The following is a 16,435-nucleotide window of genomic DNA, read 5'->3' on the forward strand; positions in this document are numbered from 1 at the left end:
AATTATAAAATGGTTAAATTTAGAAATTTTGATCAGATTGAGCACAAGTATGCATTTGAAGATGCTATCGCTGGTGCTGATACATTTAATGGTGCTTTCGGTGCAGTAACTTCTGGCACTTTTGCAGTCGCTGAAGATGGCACAAAGGTAATTATGCAGGCAGAGGATGGAGATAATGCAGGTCTTCCTAAATATCCTATTGCAAAAGGTGAGCATGTTCGTGTTCTTGACCTTACAAAGCTTGCAGGTGAGGAACTTGAAGTTTATGATTACCCACTCCCTGATGAAGTAGCTGTTGGTAACAAACTTACAGCAACAGCAGATGGTTCTCTTGAAGTAAATGCTTCGGTATCTAAAGAACTCAATCTTGAGGTCAAGAGTGTAATTGGTAATAAGCAGGGTGTTGTTGTTTTAGTTAATGGTGCAACAGCCTAATAATCAAAAGATATTTTAAGGAGGATTTTAACTATGTCATATACTTTTGAACTTAACAATGAAAGAAAAGACGCTAACTTTGTTAGTGGTAAAGTAAAGGCTAACTCTCCTGTCGTAGAGATTTTTTCTGCTATGGCACAGGGTAAGGATTTAGCACCTTATGGAAAGAAGGCAGATGTAGCTGCCAAGTATATTATGGAGCTTAATTCAAAGGCTTCTAATGGCGATATCAGTGCAATGTCTGAGTTAAACGAAATTAGACGTTTTGCAATAGAGCCAGTTCTTATGAAGGAGATCAAGTTACTTTCTATCTATGGTAACTACAAGGCTATTGGATTCAATGATTCTTGTGAAGTTGAAATCCCAGAGTTTGCGAATCTTGGTTCAAAGATTCAGGCTGCTGGACAGGATGTAACATTCCCAGTTATTAGAAAGAAGAGAGTTCCTATTGCTACTGTCAATATCTCTGGTGGTTATGCTGTAGATTATAGAAAGGCTGCTATTGGTGATATGACAGATGAAAATGAACTTCAGGATCAGGTAAGAGTCCAGATTAGAAATAATGCTGCTAAGTATGTTGTTGAGACAATTTATACAGCTATTAAGAATGCAAAGGGTGTTAAATACCTCGCTGATGATGCAAGTCTTACAAAGACAAATGCCGATAAGGTAATTGCTAATGTAAGACGTTTTGGAAAACCAACTATTACAGGTGACTATGCACTGATTTCTAAGTTTAATGATTTTGCTGGATTCTCTGGCACTACTCCTGCTGTTACAGGTATTTCACAGAAAGTAATGGATGAGATACATAGCACAGGTCTTATGGGTATGTATAATGGCGCAATACTCTCAGAACTCCCAAACCCTTATGATCTTACAACTATGAATAAGGCTGGGGACAACTTTGATACTATGCTTCCTGCTGGACTTGGTTATGTAATTCCTGCTGGTGGTCAGTCTCCTATTTATACTATTACTCGTGGAGGTCTTACATCATTTACTGGTACAGATGTGACAACAGGTCAGATTATGTCCAGATTTGACCTCTCAGTTGGTGCTCTTGTAGCTCCAAATAGAGAGTATGAAATAGGACTCCTTCACGATCAGAGCCTTGATTCATTAAAGTAAGATATTTATATGCAGAGGTGAGTTAAATATTCACCTCTGTGTTTTAGTTATATGGAGAAAATTTATGGACAATAATTTTTATTGTTATTCAAGAAAATTATCTCATTTTATTAGAGCTTTCGATATTTCATATGTCAGCATAGGTGTTCATCCAGCGACAAATGTAAAATATTATATCTTTCCAAAATCTGAAAGATTGGATAAAATTATTGCTCTATATAATGAGGTTAAGCACAAATATTAGTTGAAAATATATTTATAGTTGATAAGGAGGATTTGGTAAATGCCATATAAAAAGAAAAATATAGAAAATAATACAGAAAATATTGAAGTTGATAATACAGCATCTGAGGTAAAGAATGATACTGAATCAAACGTAAATGATAATGTTAAGACAGTTGAAAAGATTGTTGAACGGATAATTGAAAAACCCGTAAAAGAGGATAACCGTCTTGATAAGAAAATAAATGTAAGAAGCATTGCTCCTTGGATAACGGGTGCTCCAAGAGTAACTACTAACGGAGATATAAGTGTCCCACCAAAGGGAACAGTATTACTTTCTCGTGAAGAAGTTATCGCCCAGGCGCAGAATGGAAACAGACTAATAAATGGTACTGATTCTGTTGGCTCTCATGCAACATGGTATATAGATGATGCCTTTACTCGTTCAGAACTAAGTTTTGATATACCAGATGAGAATAAATCTCAGACTTTCTTGACAAAAGACATAGTAGAAGACATTTTTGATATTAAATCACAGAAAGACTTTGAAACTGAGATTGAGAACAGGGTTGTAACTCGTGCTGAGAAAGCATATTTGATTGAATGTATTAAAGAGTTCAACTTCAATGATTATCGTAAGATAGATTTTTGTGTTAAATATACAGGTATTGAGCCATAAGGGGTGAAATTATGGGAAAATGTACTACGGCTAAAGATGTAATAGATTTCTTTGAGTCGTCTTTTGCTGATAAGCAGATTATTCCATTTGATCTTGAACTTATATGGTTGCGAAAAGCTGTCAGTAGATATTCATTAGAGTTAGACCCACTACTATTTGACAGTACATTGGAACAATTTGATTGTATTTTAAATGATACCGTTATTTCTACTCTTGCTGCTTTTATGAAAGAATATTATCAGGAAAGACAAGTATCAAAAGTCAATAAAAGAGTTAGTATTGTGGGCAAGGATTTATCTATTGATGGAAGCAATGGAACAAAGACATCTGAAAAGTCGCATCTTGATTATGTTGCTGAAAATTCCAGAGATCTCGTTGAAAATCAGAAACCAACGGCGTTCATTTGAGGAGGTTTTATCATGGCAAAAGAATGGTATTTACTCTCCTCTTCCACTAAACCTAATAGTATTGGTGGATATGAAAATGAAGCTTTTGAAGATTATAAGGATGATGCTTTTAACGAAGCATTAGAAACTGATATTGCTACTACAGTCATATTATATAATCATGATTTATCAGAATCTCAAAAAATTCGATGTATTATACAAGGGAATACTGGGGATACGCAGTTGAAATCTATGGAACGTATAGGTTTGTTTGCGCCTAAGACTGTTAAAGCAGGAATGTATATCTTTTTTGAGGATAGATATTGGTTGATAGATGGATACCCTGGAACACAAGGAATCTACGAGAAAGCAACTATGTGTTTATGTCAATATAATCTTAAATGGCAAAATAGTAACGGCAATATAATAGAACGATGGTGCAATATTCAGTCTGCTTCAAAATATGATGTTGGCGAAACTGGTAATAATGTTTTATTCCTAACATCTAATAATTATACAATTAAAATTACATATGATGAAGAAACTTTGGAACTTGAAGAAAAACGTGTTTTTATAGACAAGAGAAAAACTAATCCTAAAAAAGTATTCAAGCTAACTCGTAACGATGATGTTTTATATGATTACGGCGATGATGCACATGGAAGTATCCTAAGTTTTATTGCGGATAAAGATGAATTAAATAGCAAAACTGACAATCAAGAGCTTCGTATATGTGATTATATATCTCCTACTCCTATCCTTCCAACAGAGGAAATTGTCGTTTCAGTTCTTGGTAGTAATACTATTAGGATTGGAAAATCTAAAGTATGGTCTGTGAGTTTTAAGGATAAAGAAGGAAATATTATAGATTTTGATAATTGGATATGGAATATAAAATCTGATTTTGACATTTCTGATTTTATTATTGATAAATTGCAAGAAACGATCAAAATAACTTTGCCAGATGAAGAATCAGTAATTGACGAGTCTTTTATTTTGCAAATATTGAACAATGATAATGAAATATTAGCTGAACAAGAAATTACTATTGTGGAAGGATGGTGATATTATGTCTAATTTATATGTTGCAAGTAAATATAAAAGTGATATTATCAATCTTCTATATAAGAGTGATAACTTTATTAAGCTTATAGCTCCTACCCCAAGTGAATGTCCTAATCTTGATATAATTGATGTTCTTAATGGTGGAAAATGGATTATAGACGGAAAGGAATGGAAGGAACAAGGTTATGTTTTTGATTATGATTTTGTAAATGATACGATTACAGAAACAAAAACATTTGTGTTTGTTGAAACTGATATTGATACAATCAGAGATAACATCTTCACAGATTTTAATTTATATGTATTTATTTTTACATCAAAAGATCTTGTAAGATTAAACGAAACAACCTCTCCTACCGCAAAAGAAGTTAAAGATATGGGGTTCTTCGCTTCTACAACACATGGGAATAGAATTGATGCTTTGTGCGATTGTGTAGATAGGATTCTTAATGGTTCTAGTCGAATCAAAGGAATTGGTGATATAAAACCTGCTCCAAGGAATCATATGACAATATACATTCCTAACAATAATTATTATGGGAAATGCTTAAAATACAGTATCACTAATTATAACCCAGGTGGTGATGTCTGTGGAGATTGATAAAAATCTTTTACAAAAGAATCTAATATTCGACCTTCCAGTTCAATATGATGATTATATTACTTTATATCCAATAAGAATGACCAACATCTTAGAATTTCAAATATTCCAACTTGCTATAACCGCAAGGAAAGATTCTATATTTCCTAGAAAAGATGTTATTAAAATGGGTTATTGGGATTTTATCAAAGAAGCAGCATTAAATCCTGAAAACTTTGCCAGTAAGGATTTACCATTGGTTTCTATTTATCATTCATATATTCTAACCATGCTCCCAATAATATGTGGAGAGGATTCTGATATACAATATAATCAATCTACATTAGATGTGTATATTAATAATGAACTCCTGACAAATGAAATATTTGATGATTTGCGCAGGATAATTATCATTCAGAATGATATTGATTTTGATATTGATGAATTTATGAATATCGACACATTACGAGCTTTGGAAAAAGCAAGAGATTTTGAAGCAAAGAAGAATAAGGAAGTCTTTAATATTGAAGACTATATTGATTCTCTAGTAGTTTCTTTAAAATCTACAAATGATTATGTCATGAATTTAACGGTTAGAAAATTTTGGAGATACATAAAGCGTATTAATAAATATGACCAATATGAAGCTTGTTTAAATGGACAGATGAGTGGAATGGTCACATTTAAAGAGCCTATCGAGCATTGGATGACAAGTATAGAAATAAAAGACAAATATGAAAATTTAAAAACAGACGAAAACGAATTAAGAGAGAAAATCGGATAACGATTACTCTCTTATTTTTATAAAATTATTTAAGGAGGATAATACAATGGGTAAGAAATCAAAAGACTTTTTAGTATCAACTGCCGATGTTGCATTTATTTATAATGGAATGCTGGCATTTACAGGTACTACTTCTCTTAACACATCTATATCTGTTTCTATGGAGGATCAGGAAATTACAGGTGGTAAGGGAAATAAGACTCTTTACAAGTATAAGTATGGTAGAAAGGTTGAACCTTCAATTGAAATGGCTGAATGGAATCTTCAGTTCCTTGCAGCAAATGTTGGTACAACTATTTTCGAAGGATTAAAGGACGCTTTTGCTGTTGCTGAATGTGTAACTCTTACAAAAGGTATTGGTACATTAAAGCATAAGGCAGTAGGTGATGTATTTGTAGAAAAGGGAGATGGTTCTACAGTTAAGGTTACTGCTACTGGTACAGGTACTACTATTACAGTTGGAGAAGCAGATGATACTGTTAATGTTACATATCAGTATAATACTACTGTTAAGAGACTTACTATTGATGCTGAGTCAACACCGCTTGTAGGTGAACTTATTCTTACAGCAGACAAGCATAATAATAAGAAGGGTAAGGTTGGTGAAGTACAGATTGATGTTCCATCATTCCAGCTTTCAGGTACATTTGATATTTCTCTTGAATCAAGTGGAAATACTACAACGAAGCTTGATGGTTCAGCTCTTGCAGTAGATGGTGCTACATGCGAAGACGGTAGTGTTTATGCTTATATTACAGAAGTACCTTCAGAGGCTTCTAGTATCGCTGTAGCCGACATAGCTGTTACACCTGCTGTTCTTTCTCTTAAGAAGAGTGCAACTGCTCCTCTGAGCGTTATTGGTATTAAGGGTGGTCTTTACAGCAATGTTGAGATAGAGCCAGCAGAATGCAAATTTGATTCTGAGACAAAGGCTACTGCAACTGTAGACGCTAGTGGTGTTGTTAAAGCTGTAGCCGCTGGTTCTTCAATTATTACTGTTAAATATGGTGATGCAACCGATGTTGTTAAGGTAACTGTAACTGAGTAAAAATAAAAAAGGGAGGGATTAATGTCTCTCCCTTGTATTATATAGGTGATGATAATGTGTAAACATTGTTACGAAAAACTTATTTCTCGTACAGGACGAGTAATGTTAGTTTGTAAATTGTTAGAAAATAATAGATCAGAAATAGATAGCCTTTGCGCATGTCAAAGATATTGTTCTGATAAGGATAAATACATCCCATATAATCAAAATAAAGGATGTAAAAAATATGAGTGAGAAAATATTAGTGTATTGTTAGGGTAAATAATATACTAATATTTTTGTATTTTATTTACCCTATTTTTTACGCTTTTAGATAAAGGTGGTGAAACCAATTTTAAAAATAGATAAGGAATACAGTTGTGTTTGGACTGATGAATTAAATTACTTAACACAACATGGTATTAAATATACTTTTGTAAAAAATGTTGATGGTATAACTGTTTGGAAATTCAAGAAAAATTTTCAGTTATTTTCTGCGTTGGCAGATTTTTATAAAAATGTATATTCTAGTTAAACAGTTATTATATAGAGGATATTATGAGTAATATTTCAAATAAATTGAAAAATTGTAAAGGGGTTTATCTTGACTACGCAGCTACTACCCCATTAACCCCACAGGTTGAAGATTATATTGTATCACTATTGGATACATATCAGAATCCATCTTCAATGTATCAATCAGGTGTTGAAGCTAAGAAGATTATTACTACTGCAAGAAATAATGTTGCAAAATTTATAAATACAAAACCAGAAGATATTATCTTTACATCAGGCGGTTCAGCCAATAATACGCTATTTATAAAAGGCTATACTCAGAAAAACGAGTGCAAAGTATTATACTCTCCTACTTCACATAAATCAGTATTGAAGTGTGTAGAGTCATTAAAATACAAGTGTCCACTCAAAGTTAATTACACAGGAAAAATAGATATCCAAGATCTCAAGGAATGTTTATCTATGGATACCATGAAGAAACTTGTAGTCATAGAATATGCTAATTCTGAGATAGGAACTATTCAAGACGTAAAACAAATTATTGAGATATGCCACTTTTATAATGCTATCGTCTACGTGGATTGTACAGGATCAATCAGTCAAATTCCTGTTGATGTAAAGATGTTGAATGCCGATGGTCTGGGATTTTCTGCTCATAAGCTAGGTGCATTAAAGGGCACTGGTGTTTTATATAAAAAACCATCAATTGAATTAGAACCACTTATATATGGTTCACAGGAACAAGGTTTATTTGGTGGCACTGAAAATGTAATAGGCATTGCAGCACTTGGTACAGCAGTCGAGGATTATAATTACTTTTCTATCACGTCTGAGAATAGAGATTATGTTCATGATTACATTATTAATAATATAGTGGATTCTCATATTATAGGTGCAGACATTGATAGTCGCTTACCACATAATTTATATGTTTGTTTTGATGGTATTGAAGGTGAATCATTGATGATATTGTTGGATATGGCAGATATACAAGTATCAACTGGCTCTGCATGTACGTCAGGTGACTTAACTCCATCTTCTACTCTTACAGCAATTGGATTGGATGAAAAACTAATACATAGTGGTATTCGAATGACATTTAGTGGATATGAGACAAAGGATGAATTGGATTATTTGTGCTCTAATCTACAACGATGTGTGGGGATATTAAGACAACTGAATAAGTAACTTTTTAGAAGAACGGTTTGCCGTTCTTTTTTTGTTTGGAAAGGAGAATTGATTATGAAGGATATATTGAGTAGCCTCGATTGGACTACAATTCTTGGTGTTATATGGACAGCAATTATACTTCCTGTTGGCACTAAGATTCTTACATCGGTGAATAGATGGCTTGAAGCAAGAAAGTTAGATAAATATGGTCAGATTCTTTACGATGAAGTTAAGAAAGCTGTCAAGGCAGTCTATGAATCTGTTGTCAAGGATATCAAAGGTACAGATGAATGGACAGAAGATAAAATGAATGAAGTTAGAGAGCTTGCTAAGACTAAGATACTTCAAGCACTTCCAACAATTGTATATAAGGTATTAAATGAAGCGAATGAGGATTTTGGTGATTATCTTGATTCTCTTATAGATACAGCACTTTATGATACAAAGCACGAGGAGGTGTAACTATGGCTAGTATGAATGGCATAGATATATCAGCGTGGCAAGAAAATATTGATCTTAGTAAAGTCCCTTGCGATTTTGTTATCGTGAAAGCAACTGAAGGCACAGGATATACAAGTAATTGTTGTGTAAAACAGTGTGACAAGACTCTCAAACTCAACAAGTGTCTTGGACTTTATCATTATGCTAATGGTGGAAATGTTAAGGCTGAAGCAGATCGTTTTCTATCAGTTGCGAAGAAATATGTAGGTAAGGCTATATTTGTTCTTGATTGGGAATCAGGTGGCAACTCTCAGTTTGGTAAAAATGACTATGCTTGGTGTAAAGAATGGTGTAATTATGTATATAAGAAGACCAAAGTTAAGCCGTTCATTTATATACAGAAGTCAGCAATGAACTCTGTTAAAAATGTGGGTGCTCCACTATGGATTGCTCAGTATCCAGACCATAATAGAACTGGATATCAGGTCACACCTTGGAATGAAGGAGCTTACTCATGTGCGATTAGGCAGTATAGTTCTGTTGGTAGACTTAATGGGTATAATGGTGATCTTGACCTTAACAAAGCATATTTTGATAAAGCTCAATGGAAGAAATATGCTTCTAAGGCTGGCGTAATATCAAGTATTTCAAGTATTGTCAGACCAATCACTAAGCCTGTAGCTTCAAAACCAGCTACCTCTTCTACTTCTTCTATTATAAAAAAGGGACAGACCGAAGCGAACAAGTTTGCTGGATGTAATATTATTGTTGATGGTATCCGTGGAGTTGAAACCAAAAAGGCTGCTGTCAAAGTTGTACAGACAGGACTTAACAAGGATTATGGTGCTGGTCTTACTGTGGATGGAATTTGGGGTTCTGCTACTGATGCCGCATTTGGTTCACATTATGTTAAAGTATCAGAATGTCAATGGATGGTTACAGCACTTGAAATATTATGTTTACTTAAAGGTAAAAATCCAAAGGGTGTTGAATATCCTGGTGTGTTTGGTCAAGGATTAAAGAAAGCTTGTGGAACATCGAAAGCGGTTAAGAAAACTTTCAAGGACTTATGTTCTTAGAAAGGTGGCTTGAATGAAATATATAGAAGCTGTATTTAATCAAAATTATATAAGTGTTATCCTAGCAGTGTTTTTACTATTATTTGCAATTAAAGAAATAATTGATCTCATTTCTTATTTCAAGGAGAAGGGACGAATTAAAACTGGTTCTGAGCAGGACAAAGAAAATGTTGAGAATAGACTTATGACTTTAGAAAAACACGATAATTGGCAATACAAAGAAATATCTAAGATATCTCAGGGAATAGATGATATAAAAAAAAGAATGGATTTAAACGAAGAAGAGACTAGACAGAGAATAGTTGTTCAATTTGGAGCAGAAATTTACAATTTACATAATAAATTTATGTCTCAGGGATATGTAACAAGAGCTGGACTAGAAACTTTCAATTTATTAGCTGATATTTATCTTAAGGCTAACGGAAACCATTCAATAAAAGGGAAAATTATTCCTGAAGTAATGGAGCTAGAGATTAAAGATGAATAGACGAGGTACAAATGCATGGATGTAGAACTTTATACCTGCTACTCTCTCCCACTTCGTAATTATTTGCGAGATAACGGAATGAGTTATAAATTAGCAGCATTAAATCCAAACAGTAAAAAACTGTTTTGGGTTTATATAAAAACTAAAGAACTTGATGAATTATTAGATAGGTGGTCTGCAAATAAGTAGACCACCTTTTCTAATGGAGAATAATTATGTAGAAATATATGGAGGTAGTATGGATAAAAATATTAATTTGTCTAATTTAGATACAAAAAATGGAAAAATAGATTGGGTTACAAGTGCGTTAAATAGAAGGGTTGTAAATTTTGAATACAATAAGAAAACTGGAAGTTTTATAATAAAATCATATTCACATTCTACGAGGAAATGCCAAATATTGTATAATGATAAAATTTTTAGCATTCCAACTTCTTCTATTATTAATTGCAAATTAAGAAATCTATTTGTTCTTCAAACTAATGAACACAGTAAACCTATTAAGCAATTAAAAGATAATACAAATCATATTTATTATTTATATTGTCATAAAAATATTTATAATGACAAAATGTATTTTGGAATAACAAAAAATATTCCTGAAAAACGTTGGAATAAAGGAAAGGGATATTCGAATAACGAATACTTTACCAGAGCAATTAATAAATATGGTTGGGACAATGGATTTTCGCACGAAATTATATTATCTGGATTAACAGAAAAAGAAGCCTCAGAAAAGGAAAAGTTTTATATTCGAGAATATAAAACTAACGATCGTAATTATGGATATAATTTAGCAGTTGGTGGAATAGATGAAATGTGTGGCTCTGAAAATCCAAATGCTAGAGAAATATATCAATTTTCGTTAAGTGGAGAATTTATAAAAAAATGGAATTGTATTAAGGATGCAGGAAATTCTATTGGAATAAATAATACTGGGAATATTCAAAGAGCATTAAATTCAAAAACTCATATGGCATATAACTATCTTTGGACTGATTATTTTTCAAATAAAATCTCACCATATAAATTACCAAATAAGATTTTTCAATATGAATTAAATGGAAATCTAATAGAGATATATGCAAATTCATCATTTTTACCATCTGAATATAATAAAAACAGAGTAAACGATTGTTGCACTCATAAAAGTTTTTCTTACAAAAATCATATTTGGCTGTATGAAAATGATATTGAAAACTTGGATTTTTACATAAGACTTAATAAATATGCAAAACATTCTCACCGACCTGTTATACAATATGATTTAAATAATAATCCATTAGCAACTTTTGTATCAATATATGAGGCAGAAGAAAAAACTGGAATTAATTACCAATTAATTTATAAGAATTGTGTTGGAGAATTAAATACAACACAATATAAATACAAGTGGAAATATATAAAGTGCGAAAAATTAAAACCAGAAGTGTTAAGTTTGCCAATTAAGGATGATTAAATATTTCTACCACAGTAAAAATTACTCATATTATAATATACTACATAAATAAAATATATTTGTACATATTAGCATTATGAGAAATAAAGTGTGGTATTATCGAAACCAAAGAGGATTAACATTACAACAACTGTCAAAACTAACAGGTTTGTCTGTTGCCGCTATCAGCAAAATTGAAAATGACAACACTAATGATATACTTCTCAAAAATGCCATTGTCCTATCTCGTGCTCTCAAAGTTGATATGTATGAATTATTTTGCATATCAAAGTAAGGAGGGGATCACATGGATAGGCAATATTACAATGTTATATGCGAAGAGATTTCAATTCTAGGAGGAAAGGTCATTCATATCGACAAGAATGTTGGTAGTTTGGATGAAGTACATGAAGTTGTTAGTGAAAATGTTGGCAAATATCCTAATGGTAAATGGGAATTATACCCTATGATAATAACAATGTAAAAATTAAATAAATATGTTTTGGAAAGAGCAGTTTCTTTGGAGACTGCTCTTTTTATATTGGAGGAACAATGGGAAATATTTTAAAACTTACTTCTCCTCTTCCACCCTCAGTTAATCATTATCTTTCTTATAGAGTTGTTACAAAAAATAAAAAACTTGTAGCAATGAGTTACAAAACATCAGAGGCAATTAAATATCAAAAGAATTTTATTAAATATGTTAAGGAAGAGGTAAATAAACAAGGTTATAATTTAAAGCCAGTTGCAACACAGCATTTTTATATAGATGCGATTTTTTATTTTGATAGGATAGATAAAGACCCGAACAATTATTTCAAGTGTATGCTAGATGCAATTACAGAAACAGGTTTAGTTTGGGTAGATGACAATATTACATGCGAAAGGGTTCAGAGAATTTATTATGATTCAGAGAATCCTAGAATTGAATTGACTATCTATCCTGTTGACTACATTGGAGTTTTTGACAATGCTTCACAGTTTGATGAATTTAAGTCTCACTGCATCGGATGTAAAAAATACAAACGAAATTGTAGTCTTCTAAAGAAAGCTATAGAAGGTCGAATTCAAAAAGAAATACATAATGGAGAATGTGATAAATTCTCATCGAATATATAAAAGGGGAATGATTAAATGCAATATCTATTTATCTGTCCTAAATGCAAAAGAAAAGAGAATATTGAAATGAGAATGATTGATTATACTGATTTAGACCATTATTGCAATAATTGTGGGGCTGAAATGCAGAGAGATATTAGTTCATTCACAGCTCATTCAATAGATAAAACAGGTACATTTTACAGAAAATTTAATTAATGGAGGATATTATAATGTTTACATATATTAAAATGAAGATTAAGGAACACAGAATCAAATTAGCACTCTACTCTTCTATAGAAAAAATGATGAGTGAAAGAAAAGATATTGTTGCGACTGTCACAAATTTATATCTTTCTTTAAAAGATACTCCAATTGATGAGTTACAGGACAAATTCATCTCAGCTCTTGCAGAAGTTATTCATAATGATACTCATAAAGAACCAATAGATGATGCAAAAGAAAACGATATAATGTATAAGGAAATACATGCAGATGGCGAATAAAATAAGCAATATAGATGGTCTTGGCAAAGTTTTGATGCCATATATTGAAAAAGCTATGAAAATGACTAGGGATGTTATATTTGAAATTATCTCACAAAAGGTAATAGATTATTATAATGAACCAGTCTTTTCACCACCTGGCAGGACTGAACCTGATTATTATGACAGAACAGGTAAGTTGATGGAATCTCTCAGTGCTTCTGCTGTCAGTAGAGATGGAAATGAACTTGTTTTTACTGTTGGTTTTGACGATGATTACCTACAATTCAGGTATCCGTCAGGATTTACAACTAGATATTATGGGAAATCATACAACAACGTTACAGGTCATGATGTTTTGAATTATTTTAATGATAGCTCTCATGGTGGTACGGTTGATGGTGAACATGATTATTGGGATGAAGCTTTAGAAGAAATAAATACTAAATATGGTAGTATAACTAACTTATTTAAACAAAATTGTAAGAAAATAGGTATGCTTATTAAATAACTTAATTTTGGAATTGCAAGTGTCACAGCTTGCTTTTCTATTTTACAACGCTCCTTTCGTGGGCGTTATTTTTATGTACAAAAATAATCACTTAGGAAGGAGAATATAAAAATGGCTTTAAATGATTTTCAAATTGGATTAATTGCTGGATTAGACGAAACAAAATCTAAACAGCAACTTAGTCAGGATATTGAAGCTTTGAAAAATCAACTTGGTGAAATAAAAATTCAAGCCAAGTTGGATGATAAAACTATTGCTGATCTCACAAGGCAATTAAATTCTGCTCAGATTAATTTGCAAAATGTTAGTATTAGTCAGACTGCTATTATAAAAATGGTTTCTCAGATTAATTCTGCATTAAGTGGAATTAATATAAATATTGGCAATTTGAATAATGGTGGAATTGTTCAGAACGCTCAAAGAACTGGACAGCAGATTGGACAACAGATTCAAAGTGGAATAAGTTCTGTTATCCAAAAAGGCAACTTTGATAAGATTTTTAAAGATTCTGGCAGTGGAATTAATAATGTGTCTAAAGAAGCTGAAGCTTACTTTCAAAAATTATCAAATATTGTTTCGGTTCAAGAGAAGCTTGGAGAGAATAATAATTTAACTGGTTTTGTAGTTTCGCTCAAAAATGCAGATGGTGTTGTAGAACAACTTAATTATCGTCTACAGACGTTGAAAGATGATAAGGGAAATATTTTAGATAGATTCTTTCAATATTCTGGTGGTTCTATTAATAACAATGGCGTAATAAAACAATTTGATACTATTGCTACCAAAGCAGACAATTTGTTCATTAAGCTTGAGAAACTTAAAAATAATTATTCTGATTTGAATGCTTCTCGTCCAATTAAAGATGCAAGTAATATTTCTGCTCTTGAGGCTCAATATAACAAAGTAAGTCAAATTATCGAAGGATTACGAAATGCAGATAATTCAACAATGTCTTCTATGGAGGCAAACGTAAAGAAGGAAATCGCTGCACTAGAAAGTATGATTTCTCAATTTAGAAATGCTGAAAATGTTGCTAGTACAATGAAGAGTGTTGACATATCTTCCGCTTTGAATATTGCAAAAAATAATTTGGCTAAATTTAAAACAGAAGCAAGCAATTTTTCTCAAATGGAGAATACGGTAAAGTCGTTAGATACCGCTATTTCACAAATTGGGGATAAAGCATCGTTAGATAAATTTACCGATCAGCTTCGTGTTGCAAAATCTGAATTACAAGCTGTAAAAAAAGAAGCAAGTCAATATGTGACTGAACAGCGAAGACTCTCAATGGCAAACACCATTGAAGCTTGGAATCAGAAAAATTCCAAGGCAACAAAGGAAGTAAAAGTAACAAATGAACAGTATATTGTCTCTCTTCGTGATCTTAATACCCAGATGACCAAAATGGAGTTTGGTAACATTCAAACGGGGTTTAAAAATACTGAAACTGCTATGCGTGGTCTAGGAAGACTTGGAGCGAGTTTTAAGGATCAAATGAAACAGGCGGCTGAAAGTTTTACTCAGTGGGTTTCTGTTAGTTCTGGTATTATGACACTTGTTTATCAATTCAAACAATCCGTTTCGGAATTGAAGGACATTGATGACATCATAACAGAAATTAGTAAGACTTCTGATATGACTACTCCACAGTTGAAAGAATTAGCATCAAGTTCATTTGATAAAGCAAGTAACCTTGGGCGTACTGCTAGTGATTATTTAAGCGGCGTTGAAGAAATGGCTCGTTCTGGATATTATGGAGATCAAGGCGAGTCTATGGCACAACAGTCGTTATTAGCTCAAGCTGCTGGTGATATGACTGCTGAATTGGCAAATAAATATATACTTGCTACAAATGCTGCATATAAGCTTAGTGGAAACGCTGAAAAACTTAATGAAATTCTCGATGGACAAAATATGGTATCTAACAGAAACAGTGTAGCAATGGAAGATATGGCTGAAGGTATGTCGAAAGCTGGTACTGTTGCATCTAGTTACCGTGTAAGCGTTGAAGACTTAACTGCTATGATTGGTACAATGGAGGCTGTAACTAAATCAGGTGGTGAAGAGGTCGGAAATGCACTCAAGTCTATTTTGATTAATCTTCAAAATGTTTCTTCAAGTAAAATAACAGGCACTCTTGACAAAGCAAATGCGTCAATGACCGAATTAGTCGATGGAACAGAAAAATTGAGAAATCCTATTGCTATTTTGCGTGATTTAGCAAAAACCTTTAATAGTCTTGATGAAGATGATCCATTACGTGCAGAAATACTCACGAATGTCGGTGGAAAATATCAAGCTTCAAAACTTGCAGCACTCTTACAGAATGTTGATATGATGGACAAAATGCTCAAGGATTATTCGGAAGGTTCTGGATCTGCTATGGAAGAAGCACAAAAAAGTGTCGATTCTCTTAGTGGCAGATTAAATACTCTTTCTAATACTTGGAGTTCTACTGTAAATAATATTGTAGGTTCAGATGAACTAAAAACTGCTGTTTCATTTTTAAATGAAATATTAACAGGAGTAAATAAATTGACTTCTGCTCTAGGTACAATTGGTACACTTGGTCTTGGTGGAGGTATTGTAGCTGGAATTAAAAATGTCGGTAGGGATAAAATGTATTCCCTCAGTTTTTGAATATGCCGACAACATACATAATTTACTCTGGATACAGAGGTTTAAAGTATGTTATCCGTGAGATACACGGTGATAAACACCCTATAACGTCTGAATAGACTTGTGTGACATAAACACATAACTGGGAATTACGTCAACCTCACACTACTCTCCTATTTTGGTAACAAATTAGGCTATAGTGACAATGTGTGAACTCGTATGGTCAGGTCGGAAGCTTCCTTATATAAGGAATAACCGCCACAGTAATGCTATGGGTGAGAT

The 16,435-nt window shown here is 32.6% G+C and carries 21 protein-coding genes; all 21 read left to right on the plus strand.

The window, feature by feature from the left end:
- The first annotated feature begins 9 nt into the window (after positions 1-9).
- The 21 genes from AB5150_RS04690 (at position 10) to AB5150_RS04790 (ending at position 16,174) form a co-directional block, all read left to right on the plus strand.
- Positions 10-435, plus strand: coding sequence for a hypothetical protein (locus AB5150_RS04690; RefSeq protein ID WP_368291380.1), 426 nt, complete (start codon positions 10-12; stop codon positions 433-435).
- A gap of 33 nt (positions 436-468) precedes the next feature.
- A complete protein-coding gene (locus AB5150_RS04695; RefSeq protein ID WP_368291381.1) occupies positions 469-1,566 on the plus strand; it encodes a hypothetical protein in 1,098 nt (365 codons plus the stop codon).
- A gap of 283 nt (positions 1,567-1,849) precedes the next feature.
- Positions 1,850-2,467, plus strand: coding sequence for a hypothetical protein (locus AB5150_RS04700; protein WP_368291382.1), 618 nt, complete (start codon positions 1,850-1,852; stop codon positions 2,465-2,467).
- Positions 2,468-2,478: 11 nt separating this feature from the next.
- Positions 2,479-2,874: a hypothetical protein gene (locus AB5150_RS04705; protein WP_368291383.1), complete on the plus strand. Its 396-nt coding sequence runs from the start codon at positions 2,479-2,481 to the stop codon at positions 2,872-2,874.
- A 12-nt stretch (positions 2,875-2,886) separates the two neighbouring features.
- Positions 2,887-3,918 (plus strand): hypothetical protein, encoded by a 1,032-nt coding sequence (locus AB5150_RS04710; protein ID WP_368291384.1) that lies wholly within the window; start codon positions 2,887-2,889, stop codon positions 3,916-3,918.
- Between the two features lie 4 nt (positions 3,919-3,922).
- Complete coding sequence (locus AB5150_RS04715; protein WP_368291385.1) at positions 3,923-4,519, plus strand: hypothetical protein; 597 nt, start codon at positions 3,923-3,925, stop codon at positions 4,517-4,519.
- A complete protein-coding gene (locus AB5150_RS04720; RefSeq protein ID WP_368291386.1) occupies positions 4,509-5,282 on the plus strand; it encodes a hypothetical protein in 774 nt (257 codons plus the stop codon). The genes AB5150_RS04715 and AB5150_RS04720 overlap by 11 nt, the downstream gene beginning before the upstream one ends.
- Before the next feature lie 46 nt (positions 5,283-5,328).
- Positions 5,329-6,330: an Ig-like domain-containing protein gene (locus AB5150_RS04725; protein WP_368291387.1), complete on the plus strand. Its 1,002-nt coding sequence runs from the start codon at positions 5,329-5,331 to the stop codon at positions 6,328-6,330.
- Positions 6,331-6,867: 537 nt separating this feature from the next.
- Positions 6,868-8,013 carry a cysteine desulfurase family protein gene (locus AB5150_RS04730; RefSeq protein WP_368291388.1) on the plus strand — a complete coding sequence of 382 codons (1,146 nt, stop codon included), beginning with the start codon at positions 6,868-6,870 and terminating at the stop codon, positions 8,011-8,013.
- A gap of 54 nt (positions 8,014-8,067) precedes the next feature.
- On the plus strand, positions 8,068-8,457 hold the full coding sequence (locus tag AB5150_RS04735; RefSeq protein ID WP_368291389.1) for a hypothetical protein: 390 nt from the start codon (positions 8,068-8,070) through the stop codon (positions 8,455-8,457).
- Between the two features lie 2 nt (positions 8,458-8,459).
- The gene (locus AB5150_RS04740) at positions 8,460-9,515 is read left to right on the plus strand and encodes a GH25 family lysozyme (RefSeq protein WP_368291390.1); all 1,056 of its coding nucleotides are present in this window, start codon (positions 8,460-8,462) and stop codon (positions 9,513-9,515) included.
- A gap of 13 nt (positions 9,516-9,528) precedes the next feature.
- Positions 9,529-10,002, plus strand: coding sequence for a hypothetical protein (locus tag AB5150_RS04745; protein WP_368291391.1), 474 nt, complete (start codon positions 9,529-9,531; stop codon positions 10,000-10,002).
- Between the two features lie 15 nt (positions 10,003-10,017).
- Positions 10,018-10,191 carry a hypothetical protein gene (locus AB5150_RS04750; RefSeq protein WP_368291392.1) on the plus strand — a complete coding sequence of 58 codons (174 nt, stop codon included), beginning with the start codon at positions 10,018-10,020 and terminating at the stop codon, positions 10,189-10,191.
- A gap of 49 nt (positions 10,192-10,240) precedes the next feature.
- Positions 10,241-11,461, plus strand: coding sequence for an NUMOD1 domain-containing DNA-binding protein (locus AB5150_RS04755; protein ID WP_368291393.1), 1,221 nt, complete (start codon positions 10,241-10,243; stop codon positions 11,459-11,461).
- Between the two features lie 76 nt (positions 11,462-11,537).
- Entirely contained in the window at positions 11,538-11,735 is a 198-nt protein-coding gene (locus tag AB5150_RS04760; protein WP_368291394.1) for a helix-turn-helix transcriptional regulator, read from the plus strand.
- A gap of 12 nt (positions 11,736-11,747) precedes the next feature.
- Entirely contained in the window at positions 11,748-11,924 is a 177-nt protein-coding gene (locus AB5150_RS04765; protein WP_368291395.1) for a hypothetical protein, read from the plus strand.
- Between the two features lie 68 nt (positions 11,925-11,992).
- Entirely contained in the window at positions 11,993-12,559 is a 567-nt protein-coding gene (locus AB5150_RS04770; RefSeq protein ID WP_368291396.1) for a RusA family crossover junction endodeoxyribonuclease, read from the plus strand.
- Between the two features lie 66 nt (positions 12,560-12,625).
- Positions 12,626-12,757: a hypothetical protein gene (locus AB5150_RS04775; protein ID WP_368291397.1), complete on the plus strand. Its 132-nt coding sequence runs from the start codon at positions 12,626-12,628 to the stop codon at positions 12,755-12,757.
- Positions 12,758-12,771: 14 nt separating this feature from the next.
- Complete coding sequence (locus AB5150_RS04780; RefSeq protein WP_368291398.1) at positions 12,772-13,044, plus strand: hypothetical protein; 273 nt, start codon at positions 12,772-12,774, stop codon at positions 13,042-13,044.
- Complete coding sequence (locus tag AB5150_RS04785; protein ID WP_368291399.1) at positions 13,034-13,534, plus strand: hypothetical protein; 501 nt, start codon at positions 13,034-13,036, stop codon at positions 13,532-13,534. The genes AB5150_RS04780 and AB5150_RS04785 overlap by 11 nt, the downstream gene beginning before the upstream one ends.
- A gap of 111 nt (positions 13,535-13,645) precedes the next feature.
- Positions 13,646-16,174 (plus strand): phage tail tape measure protein, encoded by a 2,529-nt coding sequence (locus AB5150_RS04790; RefSeq protein ID WP_368291400.1) that lies wholly within the window; start codon positions 13,646-13,648, stop codon positions 16,172-16,174.
- Positions 16,175-16,435: the final 261 nt, after the last annotated feature.

Source organism: Coprococcus sp. RTP21281st1_F1_RTP21281_210402, from assembly GCF_040915325.1.
In the GTDB taxonomy this organism is placed as follows: domain Bacteria; phylum Bacillota; class Clostridia; order Lachnospirales; family Lachnospiraceae; genus Coprococcus; species Coprococcus aceti.

Coding starts and splice junctions, on each gene's coding strand:
- AB5150_RS04690 (WP_368291380.1), top strand. CDS start 10: ATGGTTAAATTTAGAAATTTTGATCAGATTGAGCACAAGTATGCATTT.
- AB5150_RS04695 (WP_368291381.1), top strand. CDS start 469: ATGTCATATACTTTTGAACTTAACAATGAAAGAAAAGACGCTAACTTT.
- AB5150_RS04700 (WP_368291382.1), top strand. CDS start 1,850: ATGCCATATAAAAAGAAAAATATAGAAAATAATACAGAAAATATTGAA.
- AB5150_RS04705 (WP_368291383.1), top strand. CDS start 2,479: ATGGGAAAATGTACTACGGCTAAAGATGTAATAGATTTCTTTGAGTCG.
- AB5150_RS04710 (WP_368291384.1), top strand. CDS start 2,887: ATGGCAAAAGAATGGTATTTACTCTCCTCTTCCACTAAACCTAATAGT.
- AB5150_RS04715 (WP_368291385.1), top strand. CDS start 3,923: ATGTCTAATTTATATGTTGCAAGTAAATATAAAAGTGATATTATCAAT.
- AB5150_RS04725 (WP_368291387.1), top strand. CDS start 5,329: ATGGGTAAGAAATCAAAAGACTTTTTAGTATCAACTGCCGATGTTGCA.
- AB5150_RS04730 (WP_368291388.1), top strand. CDS start 6,868: ATGAGTAATATTTCAAATAAATTGAAAAATTGTAAAGGGGTTTATCTT.
- AB5150_RS04735 (WP_368291389.1), top strand. CDS start 8,068: ATGAAGGATATATTGAGTAGCCTCGATTGGACTACAATTCTTGGTGTT.
- AB5150_RS04740 (WP_368291390.1), top strand. CDS start 8,460: ATGGCTAGTATGAATGGCATAGATATATCAGCGTGGCAAGAAAATATT.
- AB5150_RS04745 (WP_368291391.1), top strand. CDS start 9,529: ATGAAATATATAGAAGCTGTATTTAATCAAAATTATATAAGTGTTATC.
- AB5150_RS04750 (WP_368291392.1), top strand. CDS start 10,018: ATGGATGTAGAACTTTATACCTGCTACTCTCTCCCACTTCGTAATTAT.
- AB5150_RS04755 (WP_368291393.1), top strand. CDS start 10,241: ATGGATAAAAATATTAATTTGTCTAATTTAGATACAAAAAATGGAAAA.
- AB5150_RS04760 (WP_368291394.1), top strand. CDS start 11,538: ATGAGAAATAAAGTGTGGTATTATCGAAACCAAAGAGGATTAACATTA.
- AB5150_RS04765 (WP_368291395.1), top strand. CDS start 11,748: ATGGATAGGCAATATTACAATGTTATATGCGAAGAGATTTCAATTCTA.
- AB5150_RS04770 (WP_368291396.1), top strand. CDS start 11,993: ATGGGAAATATTTTAAAACTTACTTCTCCTCTTCCACCCTCAGTTAAT.
- AB5150_RS04775 (WP_368291397.1), top strand. CDS start 12,626: ATGAGAATGATTGATTATACTGATTTAGACCATTATTGCAATAATTGT.
- AB5150_RS04780 (WP_368291398.1), top strand. CDS start 12,772: ATGTTTACATATATTAAAATGAAGATTAAGGAACACAGAATCAAATTA.
- AB5150_RS04785 (WP_368291399.1), top strand. CDS start 13,034: ATGGCGAATAAAATAAGCAATATAGATGGTCTTGGCAAAGTTTTGATG.
- AB5150_RS04790 (WP_368291400.1), top strand. CDS start 13,646: ATGGCTTTAAATGATTTTCAAATTGGATTAATTGCTGGATTAGACGAA.